Source organism: Staphylococcus sp. HL28 (assembly GCF_021117155.1).
Lineage (GTDB): Bacteria > Bacillota > Bacilli > Staphylococcales > Staphylococcaceae > Staphylococcus > Staphylococcus warneri.
Map to the genome: position 1 here is coordinate 811,241 of NZ_CP088218.1, position 24,507 is coordinate 835,747.

At 32.8% G+C, this 24,507-nt stretch carries 25 protein-coding genes; 21 read left to right on the top strand and 4 right to left on the bottom strand.

Going from position 1 to position 24,507, the window contains the following annotated elements; translation table 11 throughout:
- The first annotated feature begins 115 nt into the window (after positions 1 to 115).
- Together LPC11_RS03865 and LPC11_RS03870 are read left to right on the top strand one after the other, a co-directional pair.
- On the top strand, positions 116 to 538 hold the full coding sequence (locus tag LPC11_RS03865; RefSeq protein ID WP_023373380.1) for a thiol-disulfide oxidoreductase DCC family protein: 423 nt from the start codon (positions 116 to 118) through the stop codon (positions 536 to 538).
- A 195-nt stretch (positions 539 to 733) separates the two neighbouring features.
- On the top strand, positions 734 to 1,180 hold the full coding sequence (locus tag LPC11_RS03870) for a Dps family protein (RefSeq protein ID WP_023373378.1): 447 nt from the start codon (positions 734 to 736) through the stop codon (positions 1,178 to 1,180).
- A gap of 158 nt (positions 1,181 to 1,338) precedes the next feature.
- Here the strand turns inward: LPC11_RS03870 and deoD are convergent, their stop codons facing one another.
- Positions 1,339 to 2,049 (bottom strand): purine-nucleoside phosphorylase, encoded by a 711-nt coding sequence (deoD, locus tag LPC11_RS03875; protein WP_231307359.1) that lies wholly within the window; start codon positions 2,047 to 2,049, stop codon positions 1,339 to 1,341.
- 165 nt (positions 2,050 to 2,214) lie between these two features.
- Here deoD and deoC point away from each other — a divergent pair, with 165 nt between their 5' ends.
- The 4 genes from deoC (at position 2,215) to LPC11_RS03895 (ending at position 5,791) form a co-directional block, all read left to right on the top strand.
- Entirely contained in the window at positions 2,215 to 2,877 is a 663-nt protein-coding gene (gene deoC / locus LPC11_RS03880) for a deoxyribose-phosphate aldolase (RefSeq protein WP_023373374.1), read from the top strand.
- Between the two features lie 63 nt (positions 2,878 to 2,940).
- Complete coding sequence (locus LPC11_RS03885; protein ID WP_023373372.1) at positions 2,941 to 4,242, top strand: pyrimidine-nucleoside phosphorylase; 1,302 nt, start codon at positions 2,941 to 2,943, stop codon at positions 4,240 to 4,242.
- Positions 4,243 to 4,253: 11 nt separating this feature from the next.
- Positions 4,254 to 5,444 carry a phosphopentomutase gene (deoB, locus tag LPC11_RS03890; protein ID WP_023373370.1) on the top strand — a complete coding sequence of 397 codons (1,191 nt, stop codon included), beginning with the start codon at positions 4,254 to 4,256 and terminating at the stop codon, positions 5,442 to 5,444.
- Positions 5,441 to 5,791, top strand: coding sequence for a DoxX family protein (locus LPC11_RS03895; RefSeq protein WP_023373368.1), 351 nt, complete (start codon positions 5,441 to 5,443; stop codon positions 5,789 to 5,791). The genes deoB and LPC11_RS03895 overlap by 4 nt, the downstream gene beginning before the upstream one ends.
- A gap of 67 nt (positions 5,792 to 5,858) precedes the next feature.
- Here LPC11_RS03895 and LPC11_RS03900 read toward each other — a convergent pair whose 3' ends face one another.
- The gene (locus tag LPC11_RS03900; protein WP_023373366.1) at positions 5,859 to 6,329 is read right to left on the bottom strand and encodes an S-ribosylhomocysteine lyase; all 471 of its coding nucleotides are present in this window, start codon (positions 6,327 to 6,329) and stop codon (positions 5,859 to 5,861) included.
- 246 nt (positions 6,330 to 6,575) lie between these two features.
- On the opposite strand from LPC11_RS03900, the gene LPC11_RS03905 reads away from it, so the two are divergent.
- The 3 genes from LPC11_RS03905 to LPC11_RS03915 all read left to right on the top strand — a co-directional run bounded on the left by LPC11_RS03905 (position 6,576) and on the right by LPC11_RS03915 (position 9,796).
- Positions 6,576 to 7,763, top strand: a complete 1,188-nt coding sequence (locus LPC11_RS03905) for a M20 family metallopeptidase (RefSeq protein WP_231307360.1) — start codon at positions 6,576 to 6,578, stop codon at positions 7,761 to 7,763.
- Positions 7,760 to 8,953, top strand: a complete 1,194-nt coding sequence (ldmS, locus tag LPC11_RS03910; RefSeq protein WP_023373362.1) for an L-aspartate--L-methionine ligase LdmS — start codon at positions 7,760 to 7,762, stop codon at positions 8,951 to 8,953. Before LPC11_RS03905 ends, ldmS begins: the two co-directional genes overlap by 4 nt.
- Positions 8,954 to 9,130: 177 nt before the next feature.
- A complete protein-coding gene (locus LPC11_RS03915) occupies positions 9,131 to 9,796 on the top strand; it encodes a DUF2750 domain-containing protein (RefSeq protein WP_041613631.1) in 666 nt (221 codons plus the stop codon).
- A gap of 52 nt (positions 9,797 to 9,848) precedes the next feature.
- On the opposite strand, the gene coaW is transcribed toward LPC11_RS03915, so the two are convergent.
- Positions 9,849 to 10,658 (bottom strand): type II pantothenate kinase, encoded by an 810-nt coding sequence (gene coaW, locus LPC11_RS03920; RefSeq protein WP_023373358.1) that lies wholly within the window; start codon positions 10,656 to 10,658, stop codon positions 9,849 to 9,851.
- A gap of 242 nt (positions 10,659 to 10,900) precedes the next feature.
- Here coaW and LPC11_RS03925 point away from each other — a divergent pair, with 242 nt between their 5' ends.
- The 3 genes from LPC11_RS03925 (at position 10,901) to LPC11_RS03935 (ending at position 14,345) form a co-directional block, all read left to right on the top strand.
- Complete coding sequence (locus tag LPC11_RS03925; protein ID WP_023373356.1) at positions 10,901 to 11,761, top strand: GNAT family N-acetyltransferase; 861 nt, start codon at positions 10,901 to 10,903, stop codon at positions 11,759 to 11,761.
- A gap of 113 nt (positions 11,762 to 11,874) precedes the next feature.
- The gene (gene rpoE, locus LPC11_RS03930) at positions 11,875 to 12,405 is read left to right on the top strand and encodes a DNA-directed RNA polymerase subunit delta (protein WP_023373354.1); all 531 of its coding nucleotides are present in this window, start codon (positions 11,875 to 11,877) and stop codon (positions 12,403 to 12,405) included.
- Positions 12,406 to 12,743: 338 nt separating this feature from the next.
- The gene (locus LPC11_RS03935; protein WP_023373352.1) at positions 12,744 to 14,345 is read left to right on the top strand and encodes a CTP synthase; all 1,602 of its coding nucleotides are present in this window, start codon (positions 12,744 to 12,746) and stop codon (positions 14,343 to 14,345) included.
- A 59-nt stretch (positions 14,346 to 14,404) separates the two neighbouring features.
- Here LPC11_RS03935 and LPC11_RS03940 read toward each other — a convergent pair whose 3' ends face one another.
- On the bottom strand, positions 14,405 to 14,926 hold the full coding sequence (locus tag LPC11_RS03940) for a DUF2529 domain-containing protein (RefSeq protein WP_023373350.1): 522 nt from the start codon (positions 14,924 to 14,926) through the stop codon (positions 14,405 to 14,407).
- A gap of 217 nt (positions 14,927 to 15,143) precedes the next feature.
- On the opposite strand from LPC11_RS03940, the gene fdaB reads away from it, so the two are divergent.
- The 9 genes from fdaB to prmC all read left to right on the top strand — a co-directional run bounded on the left by fdaB (position 15,144) and on the right by prmC (position 24,418).
- Complete coding sequence (gene fdaB / locus LPC11_RS03945) at positions 15,144 to 16,004, top strand: class IIb fructose-bisphosphate aldolase FdaB (protein WP_002466755.1); 861 nt, start codon at positions 15,144 to 15,146, stop codon at positions 16,002 to 16,004.
- Between the two features lie 313 nt (positions 16,005 to 16,317).
- On the top strand, positions 16,318 to 17,577 hold the full coding sequence (locus tag LPC11_RS03950; protein WP_023373348.1) for a UDP-N-acetylglucosamine 1-carboxyvinyltransferase: 1,260 nt from the start codon (positions 16,318 to 16,320) through the stop codon (positions 17,575 to 17,577).
- An 87-nt stretch (positions 17,578 to 17,664) separates the two neighbouring features.
- A complete protein-coding gene (locus tag LPC11_RS03955) occupies positions 17,665 to 18,003 on the top strand; it encodes a winged helix-turn-helix transcriptional regulator (protein ID WP_002466765.1) in 339 nt (112 codons plus the stop codon).
- A gap of 275 nt (positions 18,004 to 18,278) precedes the next feature.
- Positions 18,279 to 19,706, top strand: coding sequence for an aldehyde dehydrogenase family protein (locus tag LPC11_RS03960; protein WP_023373346.1), 1,428 nt, complete (start codon positions 18,279 to 18,281; stop codon positions 19,704 to 19,706).
- Between the two features lie 263 nt (positions 19,707 to 19,969).
- Positions 19,970 to 21,286 (top strand): transcription termination factor Rho, encoded by a 1,317-nt coding sequence (gene rho, locus LPC11_RS03965; RefSeq protein WP_231307361.1) that lies wholly within the window; start codon positions 19,970 to 19,972, stop codon positions 21,284 to 21,286.
- A 111-nt stretch (positions 21,287 to 21,397) separates the two neighbouring features.
- The gene (locus tag LPC11_RS03970; protein WP_002451669.1) at positions 21,398 to 21,655 is read left to right on the top strand and encodes a type B 50S ribosomal protein L31; all 258 of its coding nucleotides are present in this window, start codon (positions 21,398 to 21,400) and stop codon (positions 21,653 to 21,655) included.
- Positions 21,656 to 21,919: 264 nt separating this feature from the next.
- Positions 21,920 to 22,519: a thymidine kinase gene (locus LPC11_RS03975; RefSeq protein ID WP_002466778.1), complete on the top strand. Its 600-nt coding sequence runs from the start codon at positions 21,920 to 21,922 to the stop codon at positions 22,517 to 22,519.
- Positions 22,519 to 23,595, top strand: coding sequence for a peptide chain release factor 1 (gene prfA, locus LPC11_RS03980; RefSeq protein WP_023373344.1), 1,077 nt, complete (start codon positions 22,519 to 22,521; stop codon positions 23,593 to 23,595). Before LPC11_RS03975 ends, prfA begins: the two co-directional genes overlap by 1 nt.
- Positions 23,582 to 24,418, top strand: a complete 837-nt coding sequence (gene prmC, locus LPC11_RS03985; RefSeq protein WP_023373343.1) for a peptide chain release factor N(5)-glutamine methyltransferase — start codon at positions 23,582 to 23,584, stop codon at positions 24,416 to 24,418. Before prfA ends, prmC begins: the two co-directional genes overlap by 14 nt.
- Positions 24,419 to 24,507 lie beyond the last annotated feature (89 nt).

The window sequence follows — 24,507 nt, forward strand, 5'->3', positions numbered from 1 at the left end:
TGAAGTATGCACGCATTCATAAAATCAACTTATTTTTTATCAAAAAGTCAATATTTGGTTTATAAAAAGAGAAATAGGAAAAATAATTAATGAGATAAAAAGGAGTGAGGTTAATATGGCAATTATTTATTACGATGGCAATTGTGTTTATTGCTATAACTATGCGATATGGTTAATTCAAAAAGGTTTATCACACAAATATGAATTTGCAACTTTAAAAGGTAAGTACGGTCAACAGTTGTTTAAGCAACATCCCGAGGCAAAGAATAGAAATAGTGTAATTGTCGTAGATGGAGACCATATTGAATATGAATCTACAGCGATTGCTTCACTCATAACGTCACTGCCTAATCAGTATAAATTTTTAGGTTTATTATTATATGTCGTACCTAAATCAATTAGAAATTTTGGTTATCAATTATTTGCTAATAACAGAGATAAAATGTGGCACACACATTGGCATCATCCTAATGCTTATGAGAAATCATTCTTTTTAGATGATAATGAGCATGTTAATTTAACTGATTCTCAATTATAGTATTTAATTGAGAAAAGATAAGTAAAAGTATAATCACAGGTAGATTTTTTTATTTTGAATAACGCGATTCGTTTGTGAATATAATTTGAACTTGTTTAGAATAATTCTAAATAATAGTATCATTTTACTTTACAGATTAGAATGATTCTAATATAATAAATGTATAGTCAATGAATTAAAGGAGCGTATATTAATATGACAAATCATAATGAAGTAGTAAAAGAGTTAAACCAACAAGTTGCTAACTGGACAGTTGCTTATACTAAATTGCATAACTTCCATTGGTATGTAAAAGGACCTAATTTCTTCTCATTACATGTGAAATTTGAAGAGTTATACAATGAGGCTGCACAATATGTAGATGATTTAGCAGAACGTATTCTAGCAGTTGGTGGTAATCCTGTTGGAACTATGAAAGAAAGTCTAGATATGTCAATCGTTGAAGAAGCTGGCAAAGGTTACGCTGCTGAACAAATGGTTGAAGAATTATCTAAAGATTTCACAAACATTTCTCAACAATTGGAAAATGCTATTAAGGTAGCAGGTGAAGCTGGCGATGATGTATCTGAAGATATGTTTATCGGTATGCAAACGTCAGTAGATAAACATAATTGGATGTTACAATCTTATTTAGGTAAATAAGACGACTATAAAATTAAGCTAAGAGGCACTTTGATTAATAATGTGTCTCTTAGCTTTTTTCGTAAAAGATTTAATAACAACTCAACTGTTTCTTGTTATTTAGATAAATCATACTAAAAAGGACCAAGCACATCTGGTGAAGGTGCTTGGTCTCATTATTATTCAGCTATTTCTAATGCAATTTCCATCATTTGTGTAAATGATGTTTGACGTTCTTCTGCAGTTGTTGCTTCATCTCGTAAGATATGGTCGCTTACTGTGAAAACGCCTAATGCTTTTTTACCAGCATGAATGGCATTTAAATATAATCCAACAGATTCCATTTCAATACCTAAAATACCCATTTTCTTCCATGCATCATTAAACGTTTCATCTGCATTGTAAAAAGTATCTGATGATAAAACGTTACCAACATGAGATACTGCGCCGATATTATCAGCAGCATGTTTTGCTTTTGTCACTAAATCAAAGTCAGCGATAGGTGCAAAATGACCAGGAATTTGATATTGATCAACATAATTTGAGTTAGTAGATGCAGCTTGCGCGATGATGACATCATATAAATTTACATGTTCTTGTAATGCACCACATGACCCCACGCGGATGATTGTGTCTACATCAAAGAAATGATAAAGCTCATACGAATAAATACCTATACTAGGTATACCCATACCAGAACCCATAACTGAAATTTCTTTACCTTTGTATGTTCCAGTATATCCAAACATATTGCGAACTTCATTGAATTGTTCAACATTTTCTAAGAAGTTATCAGCAATGTATTTTGCACGTAGTGGATCACCTGGCATTAATACTGTTTTAGCGATTTTAACTCCATTAGGTTGAATATGAGGTGTGCCATTTGTCATTTGTTATCTTCTCCTTAATTACATGATTATGTTTAAGATAACATTTGTTTAAATTTATTGCTAATTTTTGTACTATATAGTTGAAGGGTATGTTTAACGAATGCATTCGTTCTCCAAATGAGTTGGACGAAAAAAGCATTTAAAATAAGTGAGGAGGACCTTTTAATGAATTATGCAAAATATATAGACCACACACAGTTAAAGCCTGAATCAACACGTGAACAAATCGATAAAATAATCAGTGAAGCTAAGGAATACGGTTTTAAATCGATTTGTGTTAATCCAACACACGTGGAATATTCAGCAGAACAATTAAAAGGGACAGACGTATTAGTATGTACTGTCATAGGTTTTCCACTTGGTGCATCAACTAAAGAAGTAAAAGCATTTGAAACGAAAAATGCCATTGAAAATGGTGCTACAGAAATTGATATGGTGATTAATATTGGTGCTTTAAAGGATAAGCGCTTTAACGATGTCAAAGATGATATCGAAAGTGTAGTGACGGCAGCGAATGGTAAGACGGTTAAAGTCATCATTGAAACTGTCTTATTAACAGATGAAGAAAAGGTAAAAGCATGTGAAATTGCAAAAGAAGCGGGTGCACATTTTGTTAAAACATCTACAGGATTTGCTGGTGGTGGTGCTACAGCTGAAGACGTTAAATTAATGAAAGATACAGTCGGTGATGCATTAGAAGTCAAAGCTTCGGGCGGCGTACGTAATTTAGAAGATTTTAATCGCATGTTAGAAGCGGGTGCAACTCGTATTGGCGCGAGTGCAGGTGTACAAATTATTCAAGGGTTAGAATCAGATTCAAGTTATTAATTCATCTCATTAAAGTAAAGAAGAACAAATCAAGAAACAATCATCTAAAAAGGGGCTGTTTTTATGAGAATGATCGATATTATTGAAAAGAAGCGTGACGGCAAACCATTAAGTAAGGAAGAAATCGAATTCTTCATCAAAGGTTATACCAACGGAGATATACCAGATTATCAAGCATCAAGTTTAGCTATGGCAATCTTTTTTCAAGATATGAATGAAGAAGAACGTGCTCACTTAACAATGGCAATGGTTAATTCTGGGGATGTCATCGATTTATCTGATATTGAAGGGATTAAAGTTGATAAACACTCTACAGGTGGTGTTGGTGATACAACAACATTAGTACTAGCACCACTAGTAGCTTCAGTTGGCGTACCGGTAGCTAAAATGAGTGGTCGTGGATTAGGTCATACAGGTGGTACTATTGATAAATTAGAGTCTGCTAAAGGTTTTCATGTTGAGTTAACTGAAGATGAATTCATTAAGTTAGTCAATGAGAACCAAGTCGCAGTGATGGGACAATCTGGTAACCTAACACCAGCAGATAAAAAGTTATATGCACTAAGAGATGTTACTGGAACTGTCAATTCTATTCCGTTAATAGCATCGTCAATAATGAGTAAAAAAATTGCAGCTGGAGCTGACGCGATTGTTCTAGATGTAAAAACAGGTAGTGGTGCATTTATGAAAACACTGGAAGATGCCGAAGCTTTAGCGCATGCGATGGTAAGTATAGGTAATAATGTTGGTAGAAATACAATGGCGATTATTTCTGATATGAGTCAACCTTTAGGTAATGCAATTGGTAATGGTTTAGAGTTAAAAGAAGCAATTGAAACATTGCAAGGACATGGTCCAGAGGATTTAACTGAATTGGTACTTACATTAGGTTCACAAATGGTTGTACTTGCTAAGAAAGCAGATAATTTAAAAGATGCACGTGAGTTATTAGAAGCATCAATTCAATCTGGTAAAGCTTTAGATAAATTTAAAACTTTTATTAGTAATCAAGGCGGCGATGTAAGCGTAATAGAACGTCCTGACAGTCTTGAAGATGCGAAATTTAAAATTGAATATACTGCTAAACAAGATGGTTTTATATCAGAAATGGTGGCTAATGAAATTGGTGTTGCCTCAATGATGTTAGGTGCAGGTAGACAAACTAAAGAGGATATGATTGATTTAAGTGTGGGAATCGTTTTAAATAAAAAAGTCGGTGACGAAGTAAATGCAGGTGAGTCTATCCTAACGATCCATAGTAATAAAGAAAATGTGAATGATATATTTGATAAATTAGACGAAAGTATTAAAATTGATAGTGAAGGTTACACACCAACATTAATACACAAAATAATTACCGAGTAGGAGATGTAAATATGACTACACCATTTAAACGTGTGCATCTAATTGTGATGGACTCAGTTGGTATTGGCGAAGGCCCTGATGCGGCAGCATTTAATGATGAAGGGTCACATACTTTAAAGCATACACTTGAAGGTTTTGATCAGTCATTACCTAATTTAGAAAAATTAGGATTAGGAAATATCGACCAATTACCAGTTATCTCAAGTGTTGAGGAACCTCAAGCTTTTTATACAAAATTAAGTGAAGCTTCAGTAGGTAAAGATACAATGACAGGGCACTGGGAAATAATGGGATTAAATATTATGCAACCATTTAAAGTATACCCAGATGGTTTTCCTGATGAATTAGTTCGTGAAATTGAAAACATGACTGGTAGAAAAGTCGTTGCTAACCGTCCTGCGTCTGGTACTCAGATTATTGACGAGTGGGGCGAGCATCAAATGAAAACTGGTGATTTGATTGTATACACAAGTGCTGATCCAGTACTTCAAATTGCGGCACATGAAGATGTGATACCTTTAGAAGAACTATATGATATATGTGAGAAAGTAAGAGAGTTAACTAAAGATCCTAAGTATTTAATTGGTAGGATTATTGCGCGACCATATGTTGGTGAACCTGGTAACTTTACACGCACATCTAATCGTCATGACTATGCATTAAAGCCATTTGGTAAAACAGTTATGAATGCATTGAAAGATAACAACTATGATGTCATTGCGATTGGAAAAATTAATGACATTTATGATGGTGAAGGTGTAACTGAAGCTATCCGAACTAAAAGCAATATGGATGGCATGGATCAATTAATTAATGTTGTAAAAAAAGATTTCAATGGATTAAGTTTTCTTAATTTAGTTGATTTTGATGCACTATACGGTCATCGTCGTGATAAACCAGGATATGCACAAGCAATCAAGGACTTTGATAATCGATTGCCCGAGCTTATCGACAACTTAAATGAAGATGATTTAGTAATTATTACAGCAGATCACGGTAATGACCCAACAGCTGAAGGTACAGATCATACTAGAGAGTATATACCTGTACTAATGTTTAGTCCGAAAATCAAAAAGTATCATGAATTACCTGGAGATACAACATTTAGTTCATTAGGTGCAACAATTGCAGATAATTTCAACGTAGAAATGCCCGAATTTGGAAAAAGTTATTTAAAAGAAATGGGAGTGGAACACGAATGAAATTTCTAAGATGGTTATTAGGTATTAGTTTTGGAACAGCAGGTGTATTACATTTTACGAGAGAAAGACAGTTTAGAAATATTGTGCCTGACTATTTGCCTTTACAAAAGACTGCAGTACTTGTAACTGGTGTATTTGAAATATTCTTTGGTATAGCATTACTTATTAAACGCCCAGCAAGTTGGTTGAAAAAAGGAATAAATCTATTTTTATTAGCAGTTTTACCTGCAAATGTTTATATGGCTAGAAAAAAACTACCACTTGGTGATAAAGAAGTGCCAGCATGGGCATTATGGTTACGCTTACCATTACAATTTGTACTTATTGGTCTAGTTAAAAAATTATAAAATTAAATAAACCAGGATGTTAGTTTCATTGCTAACATCCTGGCTTATTTTTTATGAAAATATTATTTTATTTAGCATTGCCAAAAACGTCGTGCCATTGATTACGCTTATCTAAGAATGCTTGTGCGATTTCTTTGGCGCCTTCAAGTGAATGACTAGCAGCCCAACCACATTGTATTTCATTACATGCAGGGACTTCTGTTGCATTTAAAACATCATTTAGAGTTTTTTCAACAATATCTAAAACATCTTCATAATCATCATGGTTGATAAATGATACATAAAATCCTGTTTGACATCCCATTGGGCTTAAATCTACTACTTTATCTGTATGGTTTCTGATGTTTTCAGCCATTAAATGCTCTAGTGAATGTAAACCAGGCATTTCCATATGTTCTTTGTTAGGTTGTTTAAAACGAATATCATATTTATTAATTTTGTCGCCATTTAATCCTTCCATTGTACCTGCTAATCGAATAAATGGTGCAACAACTTTTGTATGATCTAAATTAAAACTTTCTACGTTCATTTTTGGCATTATATTTTCCTCCTCAAATATACGAAACAACTATTTAATTAATAACTAAATTGTAACAATACTGTTTTGTTTTTACAATTTCGAGGTAACAGTATCTTATACTAAATTTACAAGTTTGAATAGTGAGAAAATTGTGTAAATATGAATAAATGTAATGACATTTAAATCTAAATCCGATAAAATAAGTAATAATTAATTGATAGATGTTGTTATTATAGTGCAGTTGTAGAATGGGAGTTAGGTAATATGAGTGAGAAACAAGATATATTAGATTATATTGAAAACAATAAATATGATTATGTAGAGATGAGTCACCGAATACATGAAAGACCAGAACTTGGTAATGAAGAAATTTTCGCTTCAAGAACATTAATTGATTGTTTGAAGACGAATGGATTTGAAATTGAAACAGATATTGCTGGTCATGCTACTGGATTCATAGCTAGATATGAATCAAATAAAGAAGGCCCAAACATTGGCTTTTTAGCGGAATATGATGCACTACCGGGTTTAGGTCACGCATGTGGACATAATATTATAGGTACAGCAAGCGCATTAGGTGGTATTGCTTTAAAGCAGGTCATTGACCATATTGGCGGTTCAGTTGTGGTACTTGGATGTCCTGCAGAAGAAGGCGGAGAAAACGGAAGTGCTAAAGCCTCATATGTCAAAGCAGGTATTATTGATGAGATTGATATTGCATTAATGGTACATCCAGGAAATGAAACGTACAAAACGATCAATACATTAGCTGTAGATGTATTAGATGTTAAATTTTATGGGAAAAGTGCACATGCATCTGAAAATGCAGATGAAGCTCGAAACGCATTGGATGCTATGATTTCATATTTTAACGGTGTCGCACAACTAAGACAACATATTAAAAAGAGTCAACGTGTACATGGCGTTATTTTAGATGGTGGTAAAGCAGCGAATATTATACCTGATTATACACATGCTCGCTTTTATACAAGAGCCACATCTAGAAAAGAATTAGACGTTTTAACAGAAAAAGTAAAACAAATAGCAAGAGGTGCAGCAATTCAAACAGGTTGTGATTATGAATTTGGCCCAATTCAAAATGGCGTCAACGAGTTAATCAAATCACCAAAATTAGACGACTTATTTGAAAAATACGCCATTGAAATGGGTGAAGCAGTCATTGATGATGACTTTGGATATGGTTCAACTGATACAGGAAATGTAAGCCATGTTGTACCAACTATTCACCCACACATTAAAATTGGATCAAGGAATTTAGTAGGGCACACTCACCGATTTAGAGAAGCAGCAGCTAGTTTACAAGGTGATCAAGCACTCATCAAAGGCGCAAAAATTATGGCCTTAATGGGATTAGAATTAATTGAAAACCAATCATTATTGGATGAAATAGTTGAAGAACATCATTATATGAAAGGACATGTGAAATCATGAGTGAAAACGTATATAGTCCCAAATTAACATTAAGCGATTTATATAATGATGATGTTGTTTATACATCTAGGCCTTCATATATATCTAATCCATGGCTAAAGCCTGATGAACATCAATCAAATTTTTTAACTGGCCGAGAGCTATTAATTGCGAATCAATTTCCGGTTATTGTACATGAAGCAAGTGTAACATCTAAATTAGAGATGTTATTTAAAGAGATAGGTAAACAAATTCCGCCTCATATTTATCAGTTTAGAGATCAACAAACTTATGAATCTTTAATAAAAAAATTGGCATATGAAAATAATAAAAAATTATATTTCCAATATATCCATGATGACGATGTACTAGAGAAGTCATACTATGCATTAAATAAAGATGTGTTTGTAGCACTTAACAATAAAGCGAGAATTCCAGAATGGACGGATGGTAAATACCTTCCAAAGAGAGAGATTGTTCCTATAGAGTCTTTCCAAGATGCGATACAGAAATGGCAATATCCTTTTGTCATTAAACCAGGGGACGATTTACCAACTGCAGGAGGATATGGTGTGATGATTTGTTACAATGATCATGATCTTGCCGAAGCTCAAAAGCGTATCGAGGAAGCAACGGAAGCAACTGATCAGTTAATTATTGAACAAAAAATTGAAGCCATACAAAACTATTGTGTTCAATTTGCTTACTCCGAAGACATTGGTATTCAATATCTAGGGACAGCTCGACAATTAACAAATGATTATGGTTTCTATAACGGTAATGAAAATGTAGATGATGTGCCACAACATGTTATAGATGCAGGGCGAGAAATTATGTCAATCGGTGTAGGTTTAGGTTTCTTTGGTGTTGCGGGATTCGATTTGTTGTTAGATGAAAACAATGACGTATACGCTATTGATTTAAACTTTAGACAAAATGGTTCAACGAGTATGTTACTCTTATCGGATGAATTAACAGATGGATATCATAAATTCTACAGTTACTTTTCAGATGGAGATAATGATCATTTCTTCAATATCATCTTAAAATATGTGAAAAAAGGTGTTCTATATCCTTTATCTTATTATGATGGTGATTGGTATGGTAAAAATGAGGTAGGCTCTAGATTTGGATGTATTTGGCATGGCACAGACAAAGCATCGATTCAAAAATTGGAGAAAGCATTTTTAGAAGAATTAAAAGCTAAATAATATTGTTATAACTCTTGAAATTTAAGTGACATGCTTAAGTTTTAAGAGTTTTTTTATAAGGAACAATAATAAAATTGAGCATTAGGTATACGATTCTTATCATATTGACTAACATTAATGAGTATTTTAATATTTTAAGTAAGGATTAAAAGAATATCTATGAATCGAGGGTGTAAAATGTCTTACAAAGAGGAATCGTTTTTCAAAGAAATGTTAATAAATGAATATATTTATTTTGCTTCAAAAAATAAAAAAATAGTACGTTTAATGAAAAATGAACAGTCCTATGTAGCTGTATGGACAGATACAGACACTGCGAAGCAATATTTAGATGATAATGACATCAATTACGATAAATTAATACAATTAGATCTAGATCGTTTTGTCGCATATGATTTAGATGAATTATTTGATGAAACGGATAAAGTAATGATTAATAAGACAAACGATAATGAAGGTGAACTTGTTAATATTTATGATGTCACTAGAGAGTTGATGTCAGAATTGGATAAAATTAGAGTAAAAGAATTTGTTAGAGATGTAGCGAAATATGATCATGTATATGGACTAACTAATAAGAACGAAAAAAACTTTATTTTAATAGATGATGGAAGAGAAGATAAACCACAAATTATGCCAGTGTGGAGCCTAAAGAAAAGAGCTCAAAAAGTTAAAGACGAAGACTTTGAAGAATGCGATTTAATTGAAATTGAAGCAAGTGTGTTTGGAGAATGGTTAGATAAATTACGTGATGACGATAAAGGTGTTGGCATAGATTTAAAACCAGGTGTTATCGGAACAATAGTATCAGCCCAAAAATTATCTAACGAAACAACATTCTAATAAATAAAGAAGAGGTTGAGACATAAAGCTTTTGTCTCGACCTCATTTTTATTTAATTATGGCCATTCAGATGTATTGCACCAATTGCACCAGAAAAGGCCCCATGTTCAATGTAAAATGGATTGAATCCTCTTAATACAGTATAATCTTCAATTACTTTACGTAATAACGGATTATTGTTGAATGAAGAGCCTATGTAAACAACATTATCCGTTTGATGTTCACGAGCAACTGTAATAGACATTGTTGTAATTACTTCACCTACAACGCCAACAACAGAGGCTAGTTTATTCTCTATTGAAAAGTCTTCATTCATATGATGTAAAACATTACCAAAGTTTGCTGCGGTTAGGTCACCTGGAATAGGGGGTTCACAATCTTTATAAATATGTTTGACTTTTAAATCAATCGTATCTCTGTCGCCTTTTTGTGCCAAATCTGTTAATTGTTTATAATCTGAAATTTGGCTTAATAAATATCCAAGACCTTGAATCATACCGCCACCAGTACCTATGCCTCCAACACGTTGTTGATGTTGACCATCAAAATAATGAAGTGAAGTACCTGTACCTACATTAGCAAAAATATATTGATTAATATCATGACCTTGTTCTTTAAGTAAAATACCTAGTCCTTTTGATGCAGCATCAAACTCAACAAAATTTTGAGTTGGCTTTGTTAGTTGTTCAGCTATAATACTTGCTTGTCCACCAGTTAAACTTAAACTTTCGAATTCAATTTGGTTTAACCACTGAATCACTTTATCAATATTAATTGTTAGTTCGGTGTGGTATTCACGTTTATTGTCGAATTCTTGAACGATTTTAATTAAAGTTCCACCAGCATCGATTCCTATTTTCATTTCCGCATTCACCTCAAATCAAAAATCCATCACTCATAATAGTATAATAAATTAAGCGAAATACAAGAGTTTATTTTATTTAAAAAATAAAACCATAGATCAATGAAATTTAATTTCAATTCTAAAATAGTACTTTGTACACATTTTTATTTGGTTGATATTTTAAATTATATGAAAATTCGTATTACAATAGGGTAAAGTAATATATAATAAGTAAGTAATTAAAGATAGGGGATTAACTTATGAATATAAAAAAGCAATTTGAAGATATATCGATTCAAGTTTTTGAAGAACAGTATCGTGAGGATATATTAAATTTTGAATTAAGCGAGAGACAACAAATATATTCTTCATTACCTAAAACGGTTTTAGAAGAAGCGCTTAATGATGAAAATCGTGTCGCTAATATTGCAATGAATAAAGATGGAGAAGTAGTGGGGTTCTTCGTATTACATCAATATTATCAACATGAAGGATATGATACACCTGAAAATGTCGTTTATGTACGATCATTGTCAGTTAATGAACGTTATCAAGGACATGGTTATGGTACAAAGATGATGATGTATTTACCTCAATATGTACAAGCATTGTTCCCAGACTTTAACCATTTGTTTTTAGTTGTAGATGCTGAGAATCAAGCAGCTTGGAATGTGTATGAACGAGCAGGTTTTATGCATACAGCTACAAAAGAAGAAGGACCAATTGGTAAAGAAAGGTTGTATTATCTAGATTTAGATTCTAAACATGTGTCTTCATTGAAACTTGTTGAAAACGAATCTTCAGAAGAAGCTAATATTCATTTAATTAACTTACTCAAAGATGGAGAAAAAGTAGGTTTTATAGGTATTGAACAGATTGAAGATAGAATGCGCATTTCAGGAATTGAAGTTAATAAAACGCATCGAAATGAAGGTATAGCTGAAAGTGCATTAAGACAATTACCGACCTATATACGTAAAAACTTTGATAATATTAAAGTATTATCCATTACATTGTATGGAGAAAATAACGAATTAAGTCCATTGTGTATTAATAGTAACTTTGTAGAAGTAGAACAAGCAGAGGATTACATTCTATTCGAAAAATATATAAATTATTAACAGAGATTGCGTAAACGCCTATTGTCATTTATAATTTATTTTTGTTACTATTAATTAATGAAATTTGACCTACTAATTTAAGATAAAAATCCTTTGAAAGGAAGTATTTTATAATGAAAATTAAAGATTACACAAAAGAAATGGTAGATGAAAAATCATTTATCGATATGGCTTACACACTTCTAAATGAAAAAGGCAAAACAATGAATTTATACGATATCATTGATGAATTCAAAGCCTTAGGTGATTATGACTACGATGAAATTGAAAATCGTGTGGTTCAATTCTATACAGATTTAAATACTGATGGTCGTTTCTTAAATATCGGTGAAAACCAATGGGGGATTCGTGATTGGTATTCAGTAGATGATATTGAAGAAAAAATCGCACCAACTATTCAAAAGTTTGATATTCTTGATGACGATGATGAAGAAGATAAAAACCTTAAATTATTAGGTGAAGATGAAGCGGATGACGATGATGATATTCCAGCAGTTACAGATGATCAAGAAACTTTAAATGATCCTGAAGATGAACAAGTCGAAGATGAAATTAACGAAACTGATATCGTTATTGATGAAGAAGATGAAGATGACGATGATGACTTTGATGAAGAAGAAGAGGAAGAAGAATATCAAAGCTAAATTTCTAATTGACTTTTAGTATAAAAATGATAAAATTTTATTTGGGCTCCTTTAAATAGGACACGTGTATAAATATTATACGCTCCCCTTACAAATATGTGAGAGGGAGCGTTTTTTTATTTTAATAAAATAAGATTCCAATGTAATGTTTAATGTTGTAGAATGAATATTATTTAAAAGTAATGGTTAAATACACTGTGACATGCTAATAGTAAATTATATGTGAATGTATTAAACACATTGTTCCTTTCTAATTAAATACATACTAATTTTTAGTAAATGCTTTTGATTTTAAGTGAATCATATGCAAACTCTAATAAAATTCAGGAGGTCAAATCATGACAAAGTTTATATTTGTAACAGGTGGCGTAGTTTCATCATTAGGTAAAGGGATTACTGCTGCTTCTTTAGGAAGATTATTAAAAGATAGAGGTCTTGAAGTTACGATTCAAAAATTTGATCCATATTTAAATGTCGATCCAGGAACAATGAGCCCATATCAACATGGTGAAGTTTTTGTAACTGATGATGGGGCTGAAACGGATTTAGATTTAGGACACTATGAACGTTTTATCGATATCAATTTAAATAAGTATTCAAACGTAACTGCAGGTAAAGTATACTCACACGTCTTGAAAAAAGAACGTCGTGGTGATTATTTAGGTGGAACAGTACAAGTTATTCCACACATCACAAATGAAATTAAAGAACGCTTATTATTAGCTGGTGAAAGTACTAATGCTGATGTTGTTATTACTGAAATTGGTGGTACAACAGGGGATATTGAGTCTTTACCATTCTTAGAAGCAATTCGACAAATTAGAAGTGACTTAGGTAGAGAAAATGTAATGTATGTTCACTGTACACTATTACCATATATCAAAGCAGCAGGCGAAATGAAAACTAAACCAACGCAACATAGTGTTAAAGAATTACGTGGTTTAGGTATCCAACCAGACTTAATAGTTGTTCGTACTGAATATGAAATGACACAAGACTTAAAAGATAAAATTGCTTTATTCTGCGATATTAACAAGGAAAGTGTTATCGAATGTCGTGACGCTGATTCACTATATGAGATTCCATTACAATTAAGTAAACAAGAAATGGATGACATTGTAATTAAACGTCTACAATTAAACGCAAAATATGAAACGCAATTAGATGAATGGCAGCATTTACTAGATACTGTAAATAGTTTAGATGGTAAGATTACCATTGGTTTAGTTGGTAAATATGTAAGCCTACAAGACGCATATTTATCTGTGGTAGAATCACTTAAACATGCAGGTTATCCATTCAAAAAAGATGTTGTTGTTAAATGGATAGATTCAAGTTTAGTAACAGATGAAAATGTTGAAAGTTATCTATCTGATGTAGATGGTATTCTAGTGCCAGGTGGATTTGGTTTCCGTGCTAGCGAAGGTAAAATTTCAGCAATTAAATATGCACGTGAAAATAATGTACCGTACTTTGGTATTTGTCTAGGAATGCAATTAGCTACAGTGGAATTTGCACGTAACGTTTTAGGATTAGAAGGTGCACATTCAGCTGAATTAGATCCTAGCACACCGCATCCAATTATTGACTTATTACCTGAACAAAAAGATATTGAAGATTTAGGTGGTACTTTAAGATTAGGATTATATCCTTGTACAATTAAAGATGGCACATTAGCACATTCTATTTATAATGAAAATAATATTGAAGAAAGACATCGTCATAGATATGAATTCAACAATGATTATAGAGAGCAATTAGAAGCTAATGGAATGGTGTTCTCTGGAACAAGTCCAGATGGAAGATTAATTGAGATGGTAGAGATCCCAGAGAAAGATTTCTTTATTGCATGTCAATTCCATCCTGAGTTTTTATCTAGACCAAATAGACCACAACCCATTTTTAAAGCTTTTGTTGAAGCAGCTTTAAAACATCAATAAAAATAATATTAAGAAAGCCTATGGATATGAATTAGATCATATCCATAGGCTTTCTCATTTTATAATTCTAAATCACGTGTCATTTCAACCATTTGAGTATAAATATCATAGTAGATATAGTTAAAAGCAATAGGATGAGGTTGTACAATCTTATCGTAATCTTCAGTGTATACAATTGGTCTAGGTGTAGATAGGTTGATAAAATGCATTAAATGTTCAGGGAAATCATCTCGTTTAGGATGATTGCATACAAGTACAAAGTCAACATCTGTTTCAATTAATTGTTTCACGTCATGTTCGACGTCATCATTATATGTAGGTGAAAATAAAAATACGCGATCTGTTGTATCTATTTCTTTAAAGTTATTTACATCTGATAATGGTAAGCTAGATTTTAATTTTTCATGACTATTTAAAATGAAGTCTTCATAAAATTTTAAATCGTCATATCCTTTAATATAAACATGACCTTCGCCGCCAATTGCTTGTATTAAACATTGTGCACCCATCTGTACATCTAAAGCTTGTTTTTCTATTCTATCGAAGATACCAATTAATTGCGTATTGAGAATTTTTGACATAATTTTCCTCCATTCTATTCATTAAAATATTTTAAATAAACCCATGATTGAATGCAATTATTAAAACTAATTGTAATTGGATACGTTTCCAAATCGAGCAGTGGTAAGGATTGTGAAAATTGTAAATTTTAAATCAACTATTCGAATGCATTTAAGTAGTAATTTTGTTATAATGAGTTTGAAAAATACGTGCTCAAGCACTCAAGGAGGAACTATAATGCCTTTAGTTTCAATGAAAGAAATGTTAATCGATGCAAAAGAAAATGGTTATGCGGTTGGTCAATACAACTTAAATAACTTAGAATTCACTCAAGCTATTTTAGAAGCTTCTCAAGAAGAGAATGCACCAGTTATTTTAGGTGTTTCTGAAGGAGCTGCTCGATACATGAGCGGATTCTATACAGTAGTTAAAATGGTTGAAGGATTAATGCATGACTTAAACATCACAGTACCAGTAGCTATCCATTTAGACCATGGTTCAAGCTTTGAAAAATGTAAAGAAGCAATTGATGCTGGATTCACTTCAGTAATGATTGACGCTTCTCATAGTCCATTTGAAGAAAATGTTGAAATCACTTCTAAAGTAGTTGAATATGCTCACGAAAGAGGCGTTTCAGTAGAAGCTGAATTAGGTACAGTTGGTGGTCAAGAAGACGATGTAGTAGCTGACGGTGTCATCTATGCAGATCCTAAAGAGTGTCAAGAACTAGTTGAAAAAACTGGTATCGATACTTTAGCACCTGCATTAGGTTCAGTACATGGTCCTTATAAAGGTGAACCTAAATTAGGTTTCAAAGAAATGGAAGAAATTGGTGCTTCAACTGGTTTACCATTAGTATTACATGGTGGTACTGGTATCCCAACTAAAGACATTCAAAAAGCGATTCCTTACGGTACTGCTAAAATTAATGTTAACACTGAAAACCAAATTGCTTCAGCTAAAGCTGTTCGCGATGTATTAAACAATGATTCTGAAGTTTACGATCCACGTAAATATTTAGGACCTGCTCGTGAAGCAATTAAAGCAACAGTTAAAGGAAAAATTAAAGAATTTGGTACTTCAAACCGTGCTAAATAATTAAATATCTTTTAATAAGCCATTAAACCTAGGTTTAATGGCTTATTTTTATGCTATAATGATTACGAAATTTATAAAATTAGATAAGTTTTAAGCTTACTAAATAAAAATGTGGGATTGTTAACATATACAAATCAATGCAATTTAAAGCAAAGGAAAAAGTCTTTAAATTCGTAATTTCAGTTTGACATGATATAAAATATTGTTGAAGTAGCTATGTATTCATGAACTATTTTACAAACAAAGTAAAATTATTTTATAATGCTAATAATGTAAATTTTTAACAAATGAAGGAAACAAAGGAGAAAAAGATATGGCTCAAGAGGTAATCAAAATTAGAGGTGGAAAGACACTTAAAGGAGAAGTGAATATTAGTGGTGCAAAAAATAGTGCTGTAGCAATCATTCCGGCTACTTTATTAGCCCATGGACATGTGAATTTAGATGGGTTGCCACAAATCTCTGATGTAGAAACACTTGTTAGCTTATTAGAAGATTTAAATATTAAAACAAAATTAAACGGTACTAAATTAGATGTAGATACAACTGAAATTGAAAATGCACCACTACCAAATAATAAAGTTGAATCTTTAAGAGCCTCATATTATATGATGGGAGCAATGCTTGGACGATTTAAAAAGTGCGTAATTGGGCTCCCAGGTGGGTGTCCGTTAGGGCCACGTCCAATAGATCAACATATTAAAGGTTTTAAGGCACTAGGTGCAGAAATCGATGAATCTAGTGACACGTCAATGAAAATTGAAGCTAAACAATTAAAAGGAGCTAATATCTTTTTAGATATGGTGAGTGTTGGTGCTACAATTAATATTATGTTGGCAGCAGTACATGCAGAAGGCCAAACAGTTATTGAAAATGCAGCCAAAGAACCTGAAGTCGTAGATGTTGCTAATTTCCTAATTAGTATGGGTGCACAAATTAAAGGTGCAGGTACAACGACAATTAAAATTACAGGCGTAGCTACATTACACGGTACAGAATATCAAGTTATACCAGACCGTATTGAAGCGGGTTCATACATGTGTATGGCGGCAGCTGCTGGAGAAGAAGTCGTTATTAATAATATAGTACCAAGACACGTTGAGGCATTGACAGCTAAATTAAAAGAATTAGGTGTCGATATCGAGTTAAACGATGAAAAAGCGATTATTAGAAAGCGCGCACCATATCGCAGTGTTGATATTAAAACACTTGTATATCCAGGTTTTGCAACAGATCTGCAACAACCGATTACACCATTATTATTTATGGCAAATGGTCCATCATTTGTTACAGATACAATTTATCCTGAAAGATTTAAACATGTAGAAGAACTACAACAAATGGGTGCTAATATTAATAAAGATAATGGCACCGCAACGATTAAACCATCAACACTTAACGGGGCTGAAGTCTATGCAAGTGATTTAAGAGCTGGTGCATGCTTGATTGTGGCAGGTTTAATTGCAGAAGGCGTTACAACTATATATAATGTTAAACACATTTATCGTGGCTATACTCAAATTGTTGAACATTTAAAAGCTCTTGGTGCAGAAATTTGGACTGAAACAGTTTAAAAAATGTGGTATAATAAATATACTTAAAATTATAAGCACAAATTTAAGTGCCTTATTATTAAGATATTTGAGTGTGAGGTGAGTATTATGGAAGTATGTCCTTATTTAGAAGAAACTTTTAAAATATTAGGACGCAGTTGGAACGGTTTAATCATCAACTATTTATCTAGATGCGAAGACCAATCTGCACATTTTTCCGATTTAAAAAGAGACTTGAAAACAATCACGCCTCGTGCACTAAGTATTAAACTGACTGAATTAGGAGACTGGGGATTGGTTGAAAAAAGAATCGTTTCCACAAGTCCAGTAACTATTATTTATGAATTGACAGAAAAAGGAAGTTCATTAGCTGAATCTTTAAAACCAATTGAAGAATGGGCTCAAAATAATATTAATCTAGAATCAGAAGCAGAAACTGTAAAATAATTCAGGCAGTTATACTTAGAATTGTTTTTATTTCTAGATCATGACAAGATCCCTATGATTAATAAAAAAAGAGGGATATATTAAAAGAGTGATGCAATCTAAGGATTGTTTCACTCTTTTTCTATGCTATTTTACAGATTATTTTAGTTCGTTTTAGGTGTAATAAATTCTATATTGAAAACGATTAAGTACAATTGAATCGATGAGCAGATATGTTTAACTTTGTAACAAAATGGTTAGAATAGTTGTATAACAAATCTAAGGAGTGAAGTTTGATGAGACATTTCACTAAACAATATATAAATGGTGAATGGGTTGATAGTGCTAGTGGTGAAACAATAGAAGTAATTAACCCTGCAACTGAAGAAGTCATTGGTTCAGTGGCTAAAGGTAATGAAGAAGATGTTAATAAAGCAGTTGAAGCTGCAGATAATGTTTATTTAGATTTCCGTCATAGTACGGTTGAATATAGAAGAGATTTATTAGATAAAATCGTTAAGGAATATGAAAATAGAAAAGAAGATATTGTACAAGCGATTACTGATGAACTTGGTGCGCCATTATCAGTTTCTGAAAAAGTACATTATCAAATGGGACTTAATCATTTCACTGCAGCTAGAGATGCTTTAGACAGTTTTGAATTCGAAGAGCAACGTGGCGATGATTTAGTTGTCAAAGAAGCAATTGGTGTAGCAGGATTAGTTACGCCATGGAATTTCCCAACTAACCAAACATCACTTAAATTAGCGGCAGCATTTGCAGCAGGAAGTACTGTGGTATTAAAACCTTCAGAAGAAACACCATTTGCTGCAATTATCTTAGCTGAAATCTTTGATGAAGTTGGTGTGCCTAAAGGTGTATTTAACCTTGTTAATGGTGACGGTGAAGGTGTAGGTAATCCGTTAAGTGATCATCCTAAAGTTAGAATGATGTCATTTACAGGTTCAGGCCCAACTGGTTCAAAAATTATGGAAAAAGCAGCTAAAGATTTCAAAAAAGTATCACTAGAACTTGGTGGCAAATCACCTTATATCGTTTTAGATGACGTTGATATTGAAGAGGCAGCTAAAGCAACAACAGGTAAAGTTGTCAATAATACTGGTCAAGTATGTACTGCAGGTACACGTGTATTAGTACCAAATAGTATCAAAGAAGACTTCTTAAAAGCTGTAAAAGCACAATTTAGTTCTGTTAAAGTCGGTGATCCTAGAGAAGAAGGTACACAAGTTGGACCGATTATTAGTAAAAAACAATTTGACCAAGTTCAATCGTATATTGATAAAGGTATTGAAGAAGGCGCAGAATTATTCTATGGAGGACCTGGTAAACCTGAAGGTCTAGAAAAAGGATATTTTGCTCGTCCTACTATTTTTATTAACGTTGATAATCATATGACAATTGCTCAAGAGGAAATTTTTGGTCCTGTTATGTCAGTGATTACTTATAATGATTTAGACGAGGCAATTAAAATAGCCAATGATACGAAATATGGTCTAGCTGGTTATGTCATTGGTAATGATAAAGACACATTACACAAAGTGGCACGTTCAATTGAAGCTGGAACAGTTGAAATTAATGAAGCTGGACGTAAACCAGATCTACCGTTTGGTGGTTATAAACAATCTGGATTAGGTCGTGAATGGGGCGACTACGGAATTGAAGAATTCTTAGAAGTAAAATCAATTGCAGGTTATTTTAAATAATTAAATAAATATGATTAGTAAACTTTTATTAATGCACGTTACGTTATGGCGTAACGTGCATTGTTTTTATACGTTAAATACAAAATTCGTTTTGTATTTAAATTAAAAATTTGCTATAGTTATTCTAGTATTTAGAAGGTTATGAAGAACAAAGACGATAGAAGTACTTCAAATTGCTTTTTTTTAGCAAATGCTATTAAATATCTGTTGCTGTTCTTTCAAAATCTTTTTAACATAAAAAATAAGGAAATGGGTGCAAGTCTATGCCTGAACGAGAACGAACTTCTCCTCAATATGAATCTTTCCACGAACTATACAAAAACAACACTACTAAAGAACTCACTCAAAAAGCTAAATCTTTAAAATTAACTAATTATAGTAAATTGAATAAGAAAGAACTTGTATTAGCTATCATGGAAGCTCAAATGGAGAAAGATGGCAATTATTACATGGAGGGTATTTTAGATGATATCCAACCCGATGGTTATGGTTTCTTAAGAACTGTCAATTATTCTAAGGGTGAAAAAGACATCTATATTTCAGCAAGTCAAATTCGTCGTTTTGAAATTAAAAGAGGCGATAAAGTAACAGGTAAAGTACGTAAACCGAAAGATAATGAGAAATATTATGGATTACTACAAGTGGACTTTGTTAACGATCAAAATGCTGAAGAAGTCAAAAAACGTCCTCACTTCCAAGCGTTGACGCCTTTGTATCCAGAAGAACGAATTTTACTTGAAACTGAACCAAGAAATTATTCTACACGTATCATGGATTTAGTAACACCTATTGGTTTAGGACTACGTGGGCTCATTGTAGCGCCACCTAAGGCAGGTAAAACATCATTACTTAAAGAAATTGCTAATGCAATTATTACCAATAAACCAGAAGCTAAATTATTTGTTTTGTTAGTTGGTGAGAGACCTGAAGAGGTCACTGATATTGAACGTTCAGTAGAATCAGCTGAAGTTGTACATTCAACGTTTGATGAACCACCACAACATCACGTAAAAGTTGCAGAACTATTGTTAGAGAGAGCTAAGCGTCTTGTAGAAATAGGCGAAGATGTCATTATATTAATGGACTCAATCACTCGATTAGCTCGAGCTTATAACTTAGTCATTCCACCTAGCGGCCGTACACTTTCTGGTGGTCTTGATCCAGCATCTCTGCATAAACCAAAAGCCTTTTTTGGCGCAGCTCGAAATATAGAAGCAGGTGGCAGTTTAACTATTTTAGCTACAGCATTAGTAGATACAGGTTCGAGAATGGACGATATGATTTATGAAGAATTCAAAGGTACTGGTAATATGGAGCTTCATTTAGATCGTAAATTATCTGAAAGACGTATCTTCCCAGCTATAGACATTGGCCGAAGTTCTACACGTAAAGAAGAATTGCTAATTAGCAAGGCTGAATTAGATACATTGTGGCAACTTCGTAATCTTTTCACAGATTCTACTGATTTCACTGAGAGATTTATTCGTAAGTTAAAACGTTCAAAAAATAATAAAGATTTCTTTGAACAACTACAAAAATCGGCAGAAGAAAGCACAAAAACAGGTAAACCTATTATTTAATTTTACAAAGGGTTGCGTTTTACATTAATTACTATTATAATTACCAAGTATTGGGTAAAAACTCACAAATAACTCTGTTCCAGATGGTTCAGGGCAAAGGAGCTGAAAACAATGAAACAAGGAATTCATCCTGAGTATCATAAAGTTATCTTTTTAGATACTACTACAAACTTTAAATTCTTAAGTGGTTCTACTAAAACATCATCAGAAACTATGGAGTGGGAAGATGGAAATGAATACCCAGTTATTCGTTTAGATATTTCTTCTGATTCACATCCTTTCTATACAGGACGTCAAAAATTCGCTGCTGCGGATGGTCGTGTGGAACGCTTCAACAAAAAGTTTGGTCTCAAATCAAACAACAACTAATTTTAAGTTTAGACTGTCTACACCATGTCAATGGTTATGTAGGCAGTTTTTTTATTATAGTCATATTTATTATATTTAGAGATAAACTTGCTAATTAATATAAATAGAAGTAATTTAGAAATGAGTATAGCTATGGGAATATACTGTAACTAACTTTTTCGAGTTATTAATGTATAATAGAATAGATTGCAAAAATAGCATTTATGATATTTTAAAATATGATATAATTAAGCGATTATGTTTTGAAAAAGGGTGGAACGCTTAATGTATGAAACTTATCATTCCGGATGGATTGAATGTATTACCGGAAGTATGTTTAGTGGTAAATCAGAGGAACTTATACGTCGACTTAGACGAGGGATTTATGCTAAACAGAAAGTTATTGTTTTTAAACCAGCAATTGATGATCGCTATCATAAAGAAAAGGTAGTTTCACATAATGGCAATGCAATTGAAGCTATAAATATTTCAACAGCTAGAGAAATTTTAAATCATGACTTATCTCATGCAGATGTTATCGGCATTGATGAAGTTCAATTTTTTGATGAAAATATTGTAAGTATCATACAACAACTTGCTGATCAAGGTCATCGAGTCATTGTGGCTGGATTAGATATGGACTTTAAAGGCGAACCGTTTGAGCCAATGCCTAAATTATTGGCTTTAAGTGAGCATGTTACAAAATTGCAAGCTGTATGTGCGGTATGTGGAGGCCCTTCAAGTCGAACACAAAGACTTATCGATGGTCAACCCGCTAAAGCAGATGATCCAATTATTTTAGTAGGTGCTAATGAAAGTTATGAACCAAGATGTAGAGCGCATCATATTGTAGCGCCAAGTGAAAATGAGAAGGAGGAAATGTAGTGTTTGATCAATTAGAAATTGTAGAGGAAAGATATGAACAATTAAATGAAATGTTAAGCGATCCAGATGTCGTAAACGATTCAGATAAATTACGTAAATATTCAAAAGAACAGGCAGAATTGCAAAAGACTGTAGATGTCTACAGAAGCTATAAAAGTAAAAAAGAAGAGTTAGCAGATATTGAAGAAATGCTAAATGATACTTCTGATAAAGAAGAAATTGAAATGTTAAAAGAAGAAAGTTCTAGTTTAAAAAATGAACTTCCTGAAATGGAAGAACAATTAAAATTATTGCTTATTCCTAAAGATCCAAACGATGAAAAAGATGTTATTGTTGAGATTCGTGCTGCAGCTGGTGGAGATGAAGCTGCAATTTTTGCAGGAGATTTAATGAGAATGTACTCTAAGTATGCTGAAGCACACAATTTTAAAACAGAAATTGTTGAAGCATCTGAAAGTGATCATGGAGGCTATAAAGAAATCAGTTTCTCAGTATCTGGTAATGGTGCATACAGCAAACTTAAATTTGAAAATGGTGCACATCGTGTTCAACGTGTTCCTGAAACTGAATCTGGCGGCCGTATTCACACGTCAACAGCAACAGTAGCAGTTTTACCAGAAGTAGAAGATGTAGAAATCGAAATTAGAAATGAAGACTTAAAAATTGATACGTATCGTTCAAGTGGTGCAGGTGGTCAGCACGTCAATACAACAGATTCAGCTGTACGTATTACCCACTTACCAACTGGCGTTATTGCTACTTCATCAGAAAAATCTCAAATACAAAACCGCGAAAAAGCGATGAAAGTATTAAAAGCAAGACTTTATGATATGAAATTACAAGAAGAACAACAAAAATACGCTTCACAACGTAAATCAGCAGTAGGTACAGGTGACCGTTCAGAGAGAATTAGAACGTATAACTATCCTCAAAGTCGTGTAACTGATCATAGAATTGGTTTAACATTACAGAAACTTAGTCAGATTATGGAAGGCAATTTAGATGAAATTATCGATGCCTTAACATTATCTGAACAAACAGATAAATTGAAAGAATTAAACAATGGTGAGTTATAAGGATTACTTAGCAAATGCTATTTTATTAGCAAAAGAGAAAGGCTATGAGCAAACACGAGCTGAGTGGTTATTACTTGATACATTTAATTGGTCGCGTACGGACTATCTTATTCATATGAATGATGAAATGTCGGTCGCTGACAAAGCCAAACTTGGTTTGAATTTACAAAGAATGCTATCTGGGGAACCTATCCAATATATTGTAGGTTTTCAATCTTTTTATGGCTACCGTTTTACAGTATCTGATCGATGTCTCATTCCTAGACCCGAAACTGAAGAAGTGATGCTACATTTTTTAAATCTATGTAACGATGGCGATGCTATAGCAGATATAGGGACAGGCAGTGGTGTGTTAGGCATTACATTAAAAAAGTTAAAGCCTACTTTAAGCGTAATAGCTACCGATTTGTATGAAGATGCATTAGATGTGGCACGATTAAACGCAGAACAACACGGAGAAAACATTGATTTCATTCAAGGTAATGCATTAAAACCTTTGATTGAACGAAATATTAAATTAAATGGTTTAATATCTAATCCGCCATATATTGATGTCAAAGAAGTCAAAGATATGGCTAAAACAGTCGTAGACTATGAACCACACCAAGCATTATTTGCTAAAAGTGAAGGTTATGCTATTTATCATTCGATTCTAAATGATTTACCAAAGGTGCTCTTACCAGGTGCACATGTGGTGTTTGAAATTGGATATAACCAAGGTCAGACTTTAAAAGACATGGTCAATGACATGTATCCAGATAAGGGAGTCTCAATTTATCAAGATATTAATCAACTAGATAGAATTTTAGAAATTAAATGGTAAAGTCAAGCTCATTTAAATAAATGGATTACTTTTAATTATTAAATTCTTAAATGTATATAACATAGTTATGGGGTGGGAATGGGCTTACT

Coding starts and splice junctions, on each gene's coding strand:
- LPC11_RS03865 (WP_023373380.1), top strand. CDS start 116: ATGGCAATTATTTATTACGATGGCAATTGTGTTTATTGCTATAACTAT.
- LPC11_RS03870 (WP_023373378.1), top strand. CDS start 734: ATGACAAATCATAATGAAGTAGTAAAAGAGTTAAACCAACAAGTTGCT.
- deoD (WP_231307359.1), bottom strand. CDS start 2,049: ATGACAAATGGCACACCTCATATTCAACCTAATGGAGTTAAAATCGCT.
- deoC (WP_023373374.1), top strand. CDS start 2,215: ATGAATTATGCAAAATATATAGACCACACACAGTTAAAGCCTGAATCA.
- LPC11_RS03885 (WP_023373372.1), top strand. CDS start 2,941: ATGAGAATGATCGATATTATTGAAAAGAAGCGTGACGGCAAACCATTA.
- deoB (WP_023373370.1), top strand. CDS start 4,254: ATGACTACACCATTTAAACGTGTGCATCTAATTGTGATGGACTCAGTT.
- LPC11_RS03895 (WP_023373368.1), top strand. CDS start 5,441: ATGAAATTTCTAAGATGGTTATTAGGTATTAGTTTTGGAACAGCAGGT.
- LPC11_RS03900 (WP_023373366.1), bottom strand. CDS start 6,329: ATGCCAAAAATGAACGTAGAAAGTTTTAATTTAGATCATACAAAAGTT.
- LPC11_RS03905 (WP_231307360.1), top strand. CDS start 6,576: ATGAGTGAGAAACAAGATATATTAGATTATATTGAAAACAATAAATAT.
- ldmS (WP_023373362.1), top strand. CDS start 7,760: ATGAGTGAAAACGTATATAGTCCCAAATTAACATTAAGCGATTTATAT.
- LPC11_RS03915 (WP_041613631.1), top strand. CDS start 9,131: ATGTCTTACAAAGAGGAATCGTTTTTCAAAGAAATGTTAATAAATGAA.
- coaW (WP_023373358.1), bottom strand. CDS start 10,658: ATGAAAATAGGAATCGATGCTGGTGGAACTTTAATTAAAATCGTTCAA.
- LPC11_RS03925 (WP_023373356.1), top strand. CDS start 10,901: ATGAATATAAAAAAGCAATTTGAAGATATATCGATTCAAGTTTTTGAA.
- rpoE (WP_023373354.1), top strand. CDS start 11,875: ATGAAAATTAAAGATTACACAAAAGAAATGGTAGATGAAAAATCATTT.
- LPC11_RS03935 (WP_023373352.1), top strand. CDS start 12,744: ATGACAAAGTTTATATTTGTAACAGGTGGCGTAGTTTCATCATTAGGT.
- LPC11_RS03940 (WP_023373350.1), bottom strand. CDS start 14,926: ATGTCAAAAATTCTCAATACGCAATTAATTGGTATCTTCGATAGAATA.
- fdaB (WP_002466755.1), top strand. CDS start 15,144: ATGCCTTTAGTTTCAATGAAAGAAATGTTAATCGATGCAAAAGAAAAT.
- LPC11_RS03950 (WP_023373348.1), top strand. CDS start 16,318: ATGGCTCAAGAGGTAATCAAAATTAGAGGTGGAAAGACACTTAAAGGA.
- LPC11_RS03955 (WP_002466765.1), top strand. CDS start 17,665: ATGGAAGTATGTCCTTATTTAGAAGAAACTTTTAAAATATTAGGACGC.
- LPC11_RS03960 (WP_023373346.1), top strand. CDS start 18,279: ATGAGACATTTCACTAAACAATATATAAATGGTGAATGGGTTGATAGT.
- rho (WP_231307361.1), top strand. CDS start 19,970: ATGCCTGAACGAGAACGAACTTCTCCTCAATATGAATCTTTCCACGAA.
- LPC11_RS03970 (WP_002451669.1), top strand. CDS start 21,398: ATGAAACAAGGAATTCATCCTGAGTATCATAAAGTTATCTTTTTAGAT.
- LPC11_RS03975 (WP_002466778.1), top strand. CDS start 21,920: ATGTATGAAACTTATCATTCCGGATGGATTGAATGTATTACCGGAAGT.
- prmC (WP_023373343.1), top strand. CDS start 23,582: ATGGTGAGTTATAAGGATTACTTAGCAAATGCTATTTTATTAGCAAAA.